This is a genomic window from [Clostridium] fimetarium (genome assembly GCF_900111235.1).
GTDB classification, from domain to species: domain Bacteria; phylum Bacillota; class Clostridia; order Lachnospirales; family Lachnospiraceae; genus Clostridium_N; species Clostridium_N fimetarium.
Genome location: NZ_FOJI01000004.1, coordinates 1 through 13,733 on the forward strand (window position 1 = coordinate 1; position 13,733 = coordinate 13,733).

Annotated in this window: 12 protein-coding genes and 1 other RNA gene; 11 read left to right on the forward strand and 2 right to left on the reverse strand. The window is 33.7% G+C overall.

The genetic code is table 11. The features are described 5' to 3' along the window. Positions 1–118 precede the first annotated feature (118 nt). The 9 genes from metG to BMY18_RS06215 all read left to right on the forward strand — a co-directional run bounded on the left by metG (position 119) and on the right by BMY18_RS06215 (position 10,940). On the forward strand, positions 119–2,053 hold the full coding sequence (gene metG, locus BMY18_RS06175; RefSeq protein WP_092451697.1) for a methionine--tRNA ligase: 1,935 nt from the start codon (positions 119–121) through the stop codon (positions 2,051–2,053). A gap of 22 nt (positions 2,054–2,075) precedes the next feature. Beyond that, positions 2,076–2,858, forward strand: a complete 783-nt coding sequence (locus tag BMY18_RS06180; RefSeq protein ID WP_092451699.1) for a TatD family hydrolase — start codon at positions 2,076–2,078, stop codon at positions 2,856–2,858. Positions 2,859–2,893: 35 nt separating this feature from the next. Next, positions 2,894–3,115, forward strand: coding sequence for a hypothetical protein (locus tag BMY18_RS06185; protein ID WP_092451701.1), 222 nt, complete (start codon positions 2,894–2,896; stop codon positions 3,113–3,115). A 35-nt stretch (positions 3,116–3,150) separates the two neighbouring features. Beyond that, complete coding sequence (gene rsmA, locus BMY18_RS06190) at positions 3,151–4,077, forward strand: 16S rRNA (adenine(1518)-N(6)/adenine(1519)-N(6))-dimethyltransferase RsmA (protein ID WP_092451703.1); 927 nt, start codon at positions 3,151–3,153, stop codon at positions 4,075–4,077. A gap of 23 nt (positions 4,078–4,100) precedes the next feature. Further along, a complete protein-coding gene (locus tag BMY18_RS06195) occupies positions 4,101–4,817 on the forward strand; it encodes a response regulator transcription factor (protein ID WP_092452171.1) in 717 nt (238 codons plus the stop codon). An 18-nt stretch (positions 4,818–4,835) separates the two neighbouring features. After that, positions 4,836–6,155, forward strand: coding sequence for a HAMP domain-containing sensor histidine kinase (locus tag BMY18_RS06200; protein WP_092451705.1), 1,320 nt, complete (start codon positions 4,836–4,838; stop codon positions 6,153–6,155). Between the two features lie 499 nt (positions 6,156–6,654). Further along, positions 6,655–7,413: an ABC transporter ATP-binding protein gene (locus BMY18_RS06205; protein ID WP_092451707.1), complete on the forward strand. Its 759-nt coding sequence runs from the start codon at positions 6,655–6,657 to the stop codon at positions 7,411–7,413. A gap of 1 nt (position 7,414) precedes the next feature. Next, on the forward strand, positions 7,415–9,784 hold the full coding sequence (locus BMY18_RS06210) for an ABC transporter permease (protein ID WP_092451709.1): 2,370 nt from the start codon (positions 7,415–7,417) through the stop codon (positions 9,782–9,784). 76 nt (positions 9,785–9,860) lie between these two features. Then, positions 9,861–10,940, forward strand: coding sequence for a DUF6128 domain-containing protein (locus BMY18_RS06215; protein WP_092451711.1), 1,080 nt, complete (start codon positions 9,861–9,863; stop codon positions 10,938–10,940). A 2-nt stretch (positions 10,941–10,942) separates the two neighbouring features. On the opposite strand, the gene BMY18_RS06220 is transcribed toward BMY18_RS06215, so the two are convergent. Continuing rightward, on the reverse strand, positions 10,943–11,494 hold the full coding sequence (locus tag BMY18_RS06220; protein WP_170841321.1) for a GNAT family N-acetyltransferase: 552 nt from the start codon (positions 11,492–11,494) through the stop codon (positions 10,943–10,945). Beyond that, a complete protein-coding gene (tadA, locus tag BMY18_RS06225; RefSeq protein WP_092451715.1) occupies positions 11,478–11,978 on the reverse strand; it encodes a tRNA adenosine(34) deaminase TadA in 501 nt (166 codons plus the stop codon). The genes BMY18_RS06220 and tadA overlap by 17 nt, the downstream gene beginning before the upstream one ends. A 224-nt stretch (positions 11,979–12,202) precedes the next feature. Here tadA and ffs point away from each other — a divergent pair. Continuing rightward, positions 12,203–12,464: signal recognition particle sRNA large type (gene ffs / locus BMY18_RS06230), an RNA gene on the forward strand. A 179-nt stretch (positions 12,465–12,643) separates the two neighbouring features. Continuing rightward, on the forward strand, positions 12,644–13,717 hold the full coding sequence (locus tag BMY18_RS06235) for a 6-phosphofructokinase (RefSeq protein ID WP_092451717.1): 1,074 nt from the start codon (positions 12,644–12,646) through the stop codon (positions 13,715–13,717). The last annotated feature ends 16 nt before the right edge of the window (positions 13,718–13,733 follow it).

Consider the following 13,733-nt stretch of genomic DNA (forward strand, 5'->3'; position numbering starts at 1 on the left):
TAATTTATAAAACTGCAATTGGTAAGCCGTATGCCTTAATAGGGCACGTGCGGTTTGATAAGGGGGTAGCCTAGAAATAGGTTACCCTACTTTATTTAATGAAAAGGAGAATAAAATCATGGCAAAAAAACCTTATTACATTTCAACAGCAATTGCATACACATCAGGAAAACCTCATATCGGAAACACATATGAAATCGTATTGGCGGATAGTATTGCAAGATTTAAAAGGCAAGCAGGATTTGATGTATACTTCCAGACAGGAACGGATGAACATGGACAAAAAATAGAGACAAAAGCTGCAGAAGCAGGGATTACGCCTAAGGAATTTGTAGATAATGTATCTGGACAGATTCAGGGAATTTGGGATTTAATGAACACTTCATATGATAAATTCGTTAGAACAACAGACGAGTATCATGAAAAGCAAGTGCAAAAAATATTTAAGAAATTATACGAACAAGGGGACATTTATAAAGGTAATTATGAAGGTATGTATTGCACACCTTGCGAATCATTCTTTACTGAATCACAGTTGGTTGATGGAAAATGTCCTGACTGTGGAAGTGAAGTAGAGGTGGCTAAGGAAGAAGCTTACTTCTTAAAACTTAGCAAATATACAGACAGATTAATTAAACATATTGAAGACCATCCAGAATTTATTCAGCCAGAATCAAGAAAAAATGAGATGATGAATAACTTTATTAAAGCAGGACTTCAAGATTTATGCGTTTCAAGAACAACTTTTAAATGGGGGATTCCAGTTGATTTTGATGATAAGCATGTTGTTTATGTATGGATTGATGCGCTAAGCAACTATATTACAGGTCTTGGATATGATGTAGATGGAAATAGCAGCGAGAATTATGCGAAATACTGGCCAGCAGATTTGCATTTAATTGGAAAAGATATTCTACGATTTCATACTATTTATTGGCCTATTATGCTTATGGCACTTGATTTGCCACTTCCAAAGCAGATTTTTGGTCATCCTTGGTTGTTGCAAGGGGATGGAAAAATGAGTAAATCAAAAGGGAATGTATTATATCCAGATGATTTGGTTGATTGTTTTGGCGTAGATGCCGTTCGTTATTTCGTACTCCACGAAATGCCATTTGAAAATGATGGTGTTATTACATGGGAACTCATGGTAGAAAGAATGAACTCGGAACTTGCGAATACACTTGGAAACCTTGTAAATAGAACAATTGCAATGTCTAATAAATATTTTGACGGTATCGTAAGCGTTGGTCAATCAGGAGAATTTGATGATGATTTAAAAGCACTTGTGACTGGAACGAAGGCAAAAGTAGCCGCTAAGATGGAAGATCTTCGCGTAGCAGATGCGATCACAGAAATATTTAAATTATTTAAAAGATGTAATAAATATATTGATGAAACGACACCTTGGATACTTGCTAAGGAGGATGCGCAAAAGGATAGGCTGTCAGCGGTACTTTACAACCTCGTTGAAAGTATTACAATTGGTGTGAATCTTCTTTCACCATTTATGCCAGAGACAGCAGAAAAGATTCTTGCACAGTTGAATGCAAAGGTAAGAGAATTTGATGATTTAGACAAATTTGGTCTATATGAATCAGATACTAAAGTGACTCAGAATCCTGAGATTTTATTTGCTAGATTAGACCTTACAGAAGTGCTTGAAAAGGCAGAAAAATTGAAAGTAGAGCAGGAAGGACCAAAGTATCCTGAAGTTGAAAAGAAAGCGGAAATTACAATTGATGATTTTGATAAAGTTCAGATTCAGGTTGGAGAAGTACTGCAGTGTGAGCCAATTAAAAAGGCTAAGAAACTTCTTGTTTCTCAAATCCGCATAGGCAATGAAGTTCGTCAGATTGTATCAGGAATTGCAAATTATTATAAACCAGAAGAGATGGTTGGTAAGAAAGTTGCTGTTATTACAAACCTTAAACCAGTGACACTTTGCGGAATGCTGTCAGAAGGAATGATACTTGCAGCAGGAGATGATGACGGAAATCTTTCGGTACTTACAGTAGATAAAGATATAATAAATGGTTCTGAAATTCGCTAAAGAGACATAATAGGAGGCTGAAATGATATTTGAAACGCATGCACATTATGACGATAAGGCTTTTGATGAAGATAGAAATGAACTGATTAAAAGCCTTCCAGGTAATGGAATAGAATATGTTGTTAATGTCGGCGCCAGTATGGATTCTACAAGAAGTAGCATAGAACTGGCAGCAAAGTATGATTTTATATATGCTGCAATTGGCGTTCATCCTTCAGAAACTGGTGAACTTTCGGAAAATGACATTGAATGGCTAAAAAAGGAAGCATTAAGTAATAAAAAAGTAGTTGCAATTGGTGAAATCGGTCTGGATTATTATTGGGATGAGCCAGAACGAAATATTCAAAAGATCTGGTTTGAGCGACAACTTGAACTTGCAAGAGAAGTGAAACTTCCCATTATTATTCATTCTAGAGATGCCGCAAAGGAAACGCTAGATATAATGAAGGCTCACAAAGCTGAAGAACTTGGCGGCGTTGTACATTGCTACTCCTACTCAAAAGAGACCGCAAAGGAATACCTTGATATGGGATTTTACTTTGGAATTGGTGGTGTCGTCACCTTTAAAAATGCTAAGAGATTAAAAGAAGTTGTGGAATATATTCCGCTGGATAGGATTCTTCTTGAAACAGATAGTCCATATCTATCACCAGAACCCAATAGGGGCAAGAGAAATTCATCACTTAACATCCCATATATAGCGAGTGCTATTGCACAGTTGAAAGGCGTAGAGTATGATGAGTTGGTAAGCATTGCTTATCAAAATGCAAAGGATATGTATTTTAAAAAATTGGAACAAATTTGATTTGCGCAAACATATGCGTAGAAATGGAGAAAAACATGAAACAATCTGATGATGAAATAATAAATGCTAGAATTAAAAAAAGTAAAAGTATGGAATTAGCGAGTTTAATTATCTGGCTTGTAGGAATCATATTTTTTAATGTATCAAAAATAACAGATCCTGCGCTGGAAGTGGTATTGATCGTGATTTCTCTGTCGGCAATGGTATTCTATATTCTTTTAAGATTTAGAAGATACCAGTATGAAAGTAAAAAGTAATCATTCAAGCTGATGTTGTGAAAGGCAGGAAATAAATGGAACAAAATCCAAAAATCGATATAGAAAATAAAGAACAAAATCAAGTCATAAAACATTTGGGAAATCCAAAGAATACCCTTGAAATAATTAAAAAATATAACTTTTCAATTCAGAAAAAGTTCGGTCAGAATTTCTTGATAGATGGAAATGTAGTTGAAAAGATTGTCAGAGAAGCTGGAGTAACAAAAGATGATTTTGTGCTTGAAATTGGTCCAGGAATTGGAACAATGACACAGATTCTATGTGAACAGGCCAGAGAAGTGGTAGCAGTAGAAATTGATACGAAGCTTATTCCAATACTAAAAGAAACACTAAGTGGATATGATAATGTGTTAGTTATTAATGAAGATGTACTTAAATTAGACATTAATCAATTGGCAAAGGAAAGAAATGGCGGCAAGCCAATTAAAGTTGTAGCCAATTTGCCTTATTATATTACCACGCCAATTATAATGGGACTTTTTGAAAGCCATGTTCCACTTGAAAGTATTACAATAATGGTTCAAAAGGAAGTAGCCGACAGAATGCAGGTTGGCCCTGGAACCAAGGACTATGGCGCGCTTTCGCTAGCTGTTCAGTACTATGCGGAGCCACAGATTATTTTAAAGGTGCCAGCAAACTGTTTTATGCCAAGACCGAATGTGGATTCAGCAGTAATAAAGTTGACAACTCACCCCAAAACGCCAGTCGATGTGGATAACGAGAAACTAATGTTTAAAATTATTAGGGCATCATTTAATCAGAGAAGAAAGACACTTGCAAATGGTCTTAACAATAGGGCAGAAATTGAACTCTCTAAGGAGATAATACAGGAATCTATTGAAGAAATGCAATTATCTGCAAGCATTCGTGGTGAGGCATTGACGTTGAAACAGTTTGCTGAACTATCTAATATAATTAATGCGAAACTGAGTGTACAATAGTGTATCTGGAGGGGAGTTTGGATATGAACTGTGATTGTTTGATCGTAGATGACGAGATAGAGCTTGCAAAGGCAACTTGTGAATATTTTGAAATGTTTGGGGTTAGTTGCGCATATGTGACTAACGCAAATGATTGTATGAGCTTTACTGAAAATAATTCGGTAAAGCTTATTTTGCTTGATATTAATCTTGGTGCGGACAGTGGATTTGTACTATGCAAGGCGCTTCGAGAAAAAACGGATGTGCCAATTCTTTTTATTAGCGCAAGACAAAGCGATGACGATGTGTTGATCGCTTTGAATATTGGTGGTGATGATTACATCAAGAAGCCCTATTCACTTAGCGTAATTCTTGCTAAAGTTAAGGTTATATTGAAGCGTTATGAAGGCAAAAGTATAGTTGACAAAAGTAATGATACAAATTCCAGTTCTTTGAATGACAATATATGTGGCGAGCTTAGAATAGAGGTCGATGCCATGAAGGTATACATTAGCGGAAAAGATGCAGGTCTTAAGACCAAGGAATTCAAGCTGTTTTACTATCTTTATTCCAATAAAAACAAAGTGATTACAAAGGATGAATTATTTGCACAAATCTGGGGTGATACATTTTTTAGTGATGGGACTTTAAATGTACATATCAGGAAAATTCGTGAAAAGGTTGAAGAAAATCCAAATAACCCAAGGTATATCAAAACTGTCTGGGGTACAGGATACATATTTGAATTGCTGGAGCATTAAATATATTTGGGGGAACATATGAAAATAAATAAGATTATAATCGGTGTGACACTAATACTGATTATCATATATGCATTTACATTTGGATACATTAATAAGACAAATATTGAAACTGTTGATGTTACCAAGGTAAATAATGTGGTAAAAAGTATTGAAAAAGAGTTTGATAAGCAACAGTATAGTATTTCCAAAACGGGCGAGATTGATAATTTGTCATATAAGGTAGTGTATGTTGACGATGAAAATTATAATTCAGTTATATTTGATGCGATGAAAAGTAGAAGTACAGTTGCTGATTTGACATCTAATATTAATAATGAAAATGAGACAAAGTTAATTGGAAAGGTCATTTTCCTGATTGATGATAATCAAGAAAATAGGATGAAGAAAGATGTTATAAAATTAGTTACAGTTGCATTCTTAGCAACACTCATTATTTTTTATGTTATTGTTGGCATAATATATGTTCAAATTTTAAAGCCATTTGCAAAAATGAAGCGGTTTGCTGCAAAAATTGCTGAGGGAGATTTGGAGTTTCAACTTTTGATGGATAAAAACAACTATTTTGGTGCATTTACTGAGAGCTTCGATATGATGAGGGAAGAACTTATGAAGGCAAAACAGAGTGAATATAAGGCTAATATTAGCAAAAAAGAATTAGTGGCTGAACTTTCTCATGATATAATGACGCCGGTAGCTACGATTAAAGCAATTTGCGAATTATTACAGGTGAAGCTTCGAAGTGAAGAAGATATTAAATTTGGAACCAGTTTAGACAGAAATGCACTTGGCGAGACTGCAGAAAAAATTGAAGTCATTTATAACAAAGCTGATGTAATTGATAAGTTAATCAGCGACATGTTTCACACGACGTTGGAGGAACTTGAGATGTTAAAAGTAAATATAACTGAGCAACCAAGTACAATAATCACTCAGATGTTTATGGGCATCAATAATTTTGAAAAAATACATTTTCAAAATAGCGTAACGGAGTGCCTTATAAAATGTGATCCGTTACGACTTGGACAGGTAATTGATAATATAATAAGTAATTCTTATAAATATGCAGGAACAGAAATAGATGTACGTTTTGACATGAATGAACCAGAAAAAATCCTTGGCATAAAAGTTAGAGATTATGGAGGCGGCGTGGATGACAATGAACTACCGCTTGTATGCGAAAAGTTTTATAGGGGCTCCCAAGAAACGGAAAAAAAATCATCGGGTTCCGGCTTGGGATTGTATCTTGCGAGACAGTTTATGGAAGGTATGGGAGGAACTTTTGATTGTTATAATGAGGACGGGTTTGTAGTGGAAATACATATAAAGATAGTTTAAGGTGATAAGTGGGAAGGCAGGATGTTTTATTAGTGGAAGAATTTTAAATTTTTCAAAAATCATATAAAGTTATGTATATAAATCAAAATTAGGTGAATACTTTTAGCGTGATATAGTATATTCGTGATAAGTGGAAACTTGTAGCAATATGTTCTATTCATAGGTATCCTACAAAGGCGTGGGGTACCTTTTTTTATTTGATATTAGGGGAAATGAAATAATTCAAAAAATTCGGATAAACGCATGGTAATTTTTGTTATATTTAAGAAACAGTTAAGAAATTCATAAGAGTTGGTAAAAGACCTATTAATAAACAGTAATATATAATAAGACTATGGAAAGCAAATTGCAAACGGTAGTCTTTTTGTTATGTATTGGCAGGTAGGATAACACTTGCATTTGAAATCCATAAATATCTACAAGTATTTAAAAGAAACCATAAAGATTTATAAAAATTTAAAAGAAATCATAAGGATTTTATAAGAAAAGGGGAAATACAATGGAAGATATAATTTTAAAAGCAGAAATGCTATGCAAAACTTATTCCAATGGAAGTGTGATGCAACACGTTTTAAAAAATATGAATATTAACATTAAAAAGGGGGACTTCACTGTAATTATGGGAAGCTCGGGATCTGGAAAGTCAACACTTTTATATGCGTTATCCGGAATGGATAAACCTACACTTGGAAGTATTGCATTTAAGGGTGAAGAGATTTCAAAGTATTCAAATGATACACTTGCAATATTTCGAAGAAAACATTGCGGGTTTGTGTTTCAACAAATGTATCTGAATGATACGATGAGCGTGCTTGATAACATAATTATAAGTGGACTTCTTGTGAGCAAGGACAAAAAGGCAATTGCACAAAAAGCCAAGGAGCTTCTTGTGAAAGTTGGAATGACCCAGGAGTGCTATAACAAATATCCATCTCAGCTTTCAGGTGGTGAAGCACAGAGAGTAGCAATTGTTAGGGCTCTTATCAACTCCCCTGAAATCGTATTCGCAGATGAGCCAACAGGTGCACTTAACTCAACGAATTCAACAAATGTCCTAGATGTAATGACTGATATTAATGCACTGGGTCAGAGTATAATTATGGTAACGCATGATATGAAAACAGCCAGAAGAGCCAATCGAATATTATATTTAAAAGACGGCGTAATCATAGATGAATTAAATATCGGAACATATGCAAAGGATGATAACAGTAGACACAACAAATTAAGAGAATTTCTCGAGAGAATGGGGTGGTAGAATGAAACTTTTTATGATTGCAAAAAACAATATTAAGAAGGCAAAATTTTCTACCGCAACATTGGTTATTTTAATCGCTATTACTACGGTATTTTTATACATAGGAACGAATGTACTTGCAAATATTGGAACATTTATTGAAAATAAAAATACCGAAGTAAATGGAGCACATTTCATTGCTATCGTAGATGGTAAATTTGATAAAGCCGTGAAGGATATTTGTGAGTCAATTGATGGATTTCAATATATGGAAAGAGAAGACGCCATAATGTCATTGTCTTCAGAATTTCAAGATATAAATGTTGGTGAAAAAAACTATTCCATGTCATCAATCCTATTAAATATTGGCACGAAGCGAGCAATATCGACTGTTCATATAATCGATCAAGCAAACATAATCCCTGAAAATGGAATTATTGTCCCTTATGTTCTAAAAGTTTCTAGAGAATATAAAACAGGAGATACTTTAAGATTTTCTGTAAATGGTAAATCTATAGACTTCGAGATTGCAGGTTTTTATGAGGATTTAATATTTGCAAACCCTAGTAATGTAAGTACATATAAATTATTTATAGTTGATAAAAAATTGAATGATTTGATTAATAATCCTGATTATGGAGTTAAATGTAGTTATACTCCAGTAATTACAAATAACATAAACAAATCAGAAGATTTTGAAAATCAGTATACGAATAAATTAAAATCAGTCATCACAGATGGGGATGGAAGTTATGCATCACTTAATTACTCAACAATGAAAACAGGTTCATCTGTATTTATTAATATTATCATGGCTGTATTAGTTACATTTTCAATTATTGTACTAGCGATTGCTTTAATTGTTATCAGATTTTCAACAGCAACGCACATTGAAAATAATATTAAAAATATTGGAGCAATGGAAGCGACAGGATACACAACAAGGCAAATATTAAATTCGATTTTGTTAGAGTATATGATTATCGCAATAGTGGGATATATAGTTGGTATCATTTCTTCGCTTTTAGTATCTCCAGCGGTAAGTGGAATTGTATCCTCGTCAATAGGCCTTAGATGGAAGACTGACATAAGTCTAAAGGCAGTGACTGTGAGTTTTGTTGTAATTGTGCTTTCCGTGCTCGCTATTGCATACTTCAGCGCTGTTAAAATAAAAAAAATAACGCCACTTACTGCGCTCAGAAATGGGATTGGAACTCACAATTTTAAAAGGAACAGTATTCCGTTGGATAAGACTAAATTAAATGTAAACATAGCACTTGGAATTAAAGCATTTATTTACAATAAAAAACAAAATTTTATGGTCGGAATAATAGTTATGCTATTAAGCGTAATCTGTGTTTTTGCATTTACGATGTATTATAACTTTGTTGTTGATAATACTGAAATGATAAAACTTACGGGAATGGAAAACGCAGATGTACAAATGACAGCACAGGAAGATGAAGATAGAATATTTGATGAAATCGCGGAAATGCCAGAAGTAGAAAGTACCGTAAGAATAAATTCATATGATGGAATAATCGACTATAGTGGGAAAGAAAGCAGTGCCAACATAAAGATTACGCAGGATTATAGCAATCTAAAAATCAATACATGTGTAAAGGGAAGAATGCCATGTAATGATAATGAAATCACAATCACCAGTATTGTGCTTGATGAACTTGGAGCAAAAATTGGAGACACCATATCAATTAAATATAATGACATAACAAGAGAATTTCTGGTAGTTGGGATAACCCAGCATTTGAGCAGGAATGGCAGAGGCGCAGAAATCACAACACAAGGAATGAAAAAATTAGTTCCCTATTATGAAGAGAAAGAATTATTGATACATCTTAAGGAAAATGTAAACACAAATCAATTTGTTACAAAAATTAATAATTCATATAAAGATCAAAAAGTCCAGTGTATTAATTGGTATGAAGTAATAGATATCATGTTGAAAACATTCTCATCTTCAATCAAAATCATTGTGATAGGCTGCGTTATGATTACTGCATTTATAATCATATTTGTAATGTTTCTTGTTATTAGGGTCAGAATATTAAAGGAAAGGACTAGATTAGGTGTATCTAAGGCACTTGGGTTCACATCAAATCAGCTTATCGGGCATGTTGTTATTAGTGAAATGCCGGTCATTTTATTAGCTTCGATTATTGGTTCAATATTAGGATATATTGGGACGAATCCAATGATGGCAATGATGCTTGCATCAAATGGTATTTTAAATTGTGCATTCTACATAGATATAAGTTTAATATTAATGACACCTTTGGTAATCAGTATGCTAGGACTGATTACAATATTAACTGTTTCATTTGGAATCAAAAAGATTAGCCCTTGCAAGATGTTTGAAGAAGCAAAAAATTAAAAATATAAAATTACAAAAATTTTTAACATTAAACCACTTCTCCTTTCATATGTATGTGATAAAGGAGAGTGATTTTTTGTCTGACTATAAAAGATTAGTTTCATACATTTATACGTACAACAATGGACAAAAAGATAAAAATGTCGGCTTTGCTAAGGTGGAAATTAGAAATGGGCAGTGCAAAATTAATGTTAGTCTAAAAGGCGTATATACTGATAAACCAGAAGATTATGGAGTATATTTCGTTGTAAGAAAAGATGGCGACATTGTTGGCGTTAAGCTAGGAAATATGACAGTAAAAAATGGTTTAGGAGAATATGGTGATATTACATACCCAGGAAATATTAATAATTCAGGTTATAGTTTTTCTAATATAGGTGGAATATTTATTGGGAATAGAAATGATCGCCATAATGTGTTAGCAAGCCAGTGGGATGATGAAGAAATTAACACTTCAAAGATTGTGTTTCCAGAAGAAATAAGAGTTATAAATGATAAAGCAATTGAATCTGTTAAAAAATCAGAATCCGAGGATAATGAAACACAAGACAAAGATGCAGCGCAGTTGGTGAATAAAACACAAGAGAAAGATGAATCCCAAATAATATCTGAAACACAAGTAAAAGATGTAGTTCAGCTGGTAAATGGTTCTCGAGAAGAAGATGACTCACCGTTAATAAGAAAATCATTTATGGAGGATGCGATACCAGAAGTTGATGAATTACAGTTGGAAACAGAAGCAGCGGAAGTGAAATATTCAAAGAAAGAAGAAACTTTAGGTAGCAATTTGGAAAAACAATCAGATTGGACTACTATTTTTTCGAAAAAGAATATAATTGATGCTTTTTCAGATGATGATTATTATGATTGTGTAGAGGTAACTCCAGAAGATATTAAAGAATTGCCACTGTCAGATACCAATATGTATAATAATAGTTTTCTTATGCACGGTTATTATGGATATAAGCATATACTATTTGGAAAAGTTCAAAGAAATGGAGAAAAGAACCTGTATTTCATAGGAATACCAGGGGTATACAGTAATAGAGAAAAATTTATGTCTTCCATGTTTGGATTTAATAATTTCAAAAAAAGCCATAGAAGCGATTGCAGAAACCCGTATTTTGGATATTGGTATATGGAAGTCTATATATAAAATTAGCTTGGATTAGAAATGTAGGCATAGCTAAGGTGGTCAATCCATTTACCATTCATTAAAACATAAGATTTTGCAATGCCTTCTAGTTGAAAGCCAACTTTTTCTACTAGTTTGATTGAAGGCTCATTACCTGGAAGTATGTAAGCTCCAATGCGATGCATATGACATTCACTTTCCATAATTTTTATTGAATTGGAAAGCATTTTAAAACCATAGCCATGGTTTATATATTCGGAATCTATTTTATATCCTATCTGGCATGAAAAGAATGCATTTCTTTTCATGTCAGAAAAAGAAATTGTACCAATTATCTTGTTAGGAATATTTTTATCAAACATATAAAATCTAACGTATGTTCCGTGCAGAAATCCTTCAAATTCAGCTTCTATAAGTTTTGTTTGAAATTCTAAAGTATAGAAATTCAAAGGCTTGTCTATTTCATACTGTTCAAATATTTCCTTGTTTTTATCACAAAAAGGCAGAATCAAAGATGCATACCGCTTATCTAATATTCTCAAACTTATATCGTCAAATTCATATTCTAGATTCATTTGGAGCTCCATTCTTATTTTTTGCCTTTTTTAACTCACGTAGTTCTTGGAAAAAGTTAGTAAGAAGTGAGGTACATTCTTCTTCAAGCACTCCCTTTTCAATTTCAACTTGATGGTTAAATTGCTGCATTTGTAAAAGATTAATAATAGAACCAGCGCATCCAGCTTTGGGATTCATTGCACCTATAATGACCATTGGGATTCTCGCCTGCACAATTGCGCCAGAGCACATCTGACAAGGCTCAAGCGTTATATACATCGTGCACTGCTCAAGGCGCCAGTCTCCCAAATATTTACTTGCCTTTTTAATCGCCGTTATTTCTGCATGACCAAGGGCTGTTTTGTCGGTATTACGTCTATTATAACCACGGCCAATAATGATATCGTTATGTACAATAACGCATCCGATAGGTACCTCATTAAGTTTGAGCGCCTTTAGAGCCTGTTTAATGGCTGCTTTCATATATTTTTCATGGACTGTCATAATTTCCTTTCAAAAATCCGTTATATAGTAAAAATAATTATAACACAGAAATAAGTGTATTTTAAGTAATAAAATGTAATATAATAAAATGTTTATAAAATAATATATTAAATCTAGCGCAGACCTTGACAAACAAAGGATTTATTTATATACTTTCAATACACTGTCAATTGGAATTCACAGAATCACACAATTGGTAGTTATTAGATTTGTTTATAAAATTTCCGCGCAGCTGGGGAGTTAGCGGCACCCTGTACCTGCAATCCGCTACAGCAGGAGTGATGTATTGCCTAGGGTAAAATTTGTGGAGCTGCCCGATATAAGTGGTGTTGACGTTTGGGTCTTTCGCAACAGAAATTCATGAATCATGTCAGGTCAGGAATGAAGCAGCATTAAGTGAAACCTTTTGTGTGCCGGAGGGTCGCCTAAACTGAGCTAACTATATCGGTAACGTCTGGGGATTCCTATTCGAAGCAATACGCGCGGATTATTAAAAAAATATATTTAGATGAATTTTAAGACATTTGTTGGTTAATAATTTTAATCTGGCAAATGTCTTTTTATTTGTATTTGAACAGGTTTTATTATATAATAGGAATATATTTTTGTATAATTGAGCATTGTAAATTTTATATTGTCTTATACGAATATGAAAAGGAGCAATCATGAGAAAAGTTGGAATAATAACAAGTGGTGGTGATTGTCAAAGTCTTAATGCATCCATGCGAGGTGTTGCAAAAGCATTGTATGGTTCAGGTGAAGATTTTGAAATAATTGGAATAGAAGATGGCTATAAAGGTCTTATTTATGGAAATTATAGAACAATGCAGTATAGTGATTTTTCTGGAATATTAACAGAAGGTGGAACAATTCTTGGAACTTCAAGACAGCCATTTAAATTAATGAGAGTGCTAGATGAGAATGGATTAGACAAAGTAGAGGCTATGAAAAATAATTATTATAAGCTTGGACTTGAATGTCTTGTTATTCTTGGAGGTAATGGAACACACAAAACAGCGAATTTACTTAGAGAAGAAGGCCTTAATATTATTACACTTCCAAAGACTATAGATAATGACCTTTGGGGAACAGATATCACATTTGGATTTCAGAGTGCAGTAACGGTTGCGGCGAATGCGATAGACAATATTCATACAACGGCATCCTCTCATGGTAGAGTATTTATTGTTGAGGTTATGGGCCATAAGGTTGGTTGGCTGACATTATATGCAGGTATTGCAAGTGGAGCTGATATTATTCTAATCCCAGAGATACCATACGATATTGATTCAATTGTTGAAGCAATTAAAAATAGAACGAAACAAGGTAAGAGATTCTCTATTTTAGCAGTTGCAGAGGGTGCTATTTCAAAAGAAGAAGCAGCACTTTCAAAAAAAGATTTGAAAGAAAAGAAAAGAAATCCAAAATATCCATCCATTTCTTATGAAATCGGTCATGCGATTGAGGAAAAAACAGGACAAGAAATTAGAGTTGCTATTCCGGGGCATATGCAAAGAGGTGGCAGTCCATGTCCATATGATAGGGTTCTTTCATCTAGGTTTGGTGCAGCAGCAGCGAATCTGATTCTCAAAAGGGAATATGGAGTTATGGTTGGAATTAAAAATGGTGAGATGGTGAAAGTGGCATTGGAAGATGTTGCAGGAAAGCTGAAATATGTCGATCCACAATCAACTATCGTACAGGAAGCGAAGCTACTCGGAATTAACTTTGGTGACTAGTATCTAAACAAATATT

Bases quoted from the DNA above. Each gene is read 5' to 3' on its own strand.
- metG (WP_092451697.1), top strand. From the start codon at position 119: ATGGCAAAAAAACCTTATTACATTTCAACAGCAATTGCATACACATCA.
- BMY18_RS06180 (WP_092451699.1), top strand. From the start codon at position 2,076: ATGATATTTGAAACGCATGCACATTATGACGATAAGGCTTTTGATGAA.
- BMY18_RS06185 (WP_092451701.1), top strand. From the start codon at position 2,894: ATGAAACAATCTGATGATGAAATAATAAATGCTAGAATTAAAAAAAGT.
- rsmA (WP_092451703.1), top strand. From the start codon at position 3,151: ATGGAACAAAATCCAAAAATCGATATAGAAAATAAAGAACAAAATCAA.
- BMY18_RS06195 (WP_092452171.1), top strand. From the start codon at position 4,101: ATGAACTGTGATTGTTTGATCGTAGATGACGAGATAGAGCTTGCAAAG.
- BMY18_RS06200 (WP_092451705.1), top strand. From the start codon at position 4,836: ATGAAAATAAATAAGATTATAATCGGTGTGACACTAATACTGATTATC.
- BMY18_RS06205 (WP_092451707.1), top strand. From the start codon at position 6,655: ATGGAAGATATAATTTTAAAAGCAGAAATGCTATGCAAAACTTATTCC.
- BMY18_RS06210 (WP_092451709.1), top strand. From the start codon at position 7,415: ATGAAACTTTTTATGATTGCAAAAAACAATATTAAGAAGGCAAAATTT.
- BMY18_RS06220 (WP_170841321.1), bottom strand. From the start codon at position 11,494: ATGAATCTAGAATATGAATTTGACGATATAAGTTTGAGAATATTAGAT.
- tadA (WP_092451715.1), bottom strand. From the start codon at position 11,978: ATGACAGTCCATGAAAAATATATGAAAGCAGCCATTAAACAGGCTCTA.
- BMY18_RS06235 (WP_092451717.1), top strand. From the start codon at position 12,644: ATGAGAAAAGTTGGAATAATAACAAGTGGTGGTGATTGTCAAAGTCTT.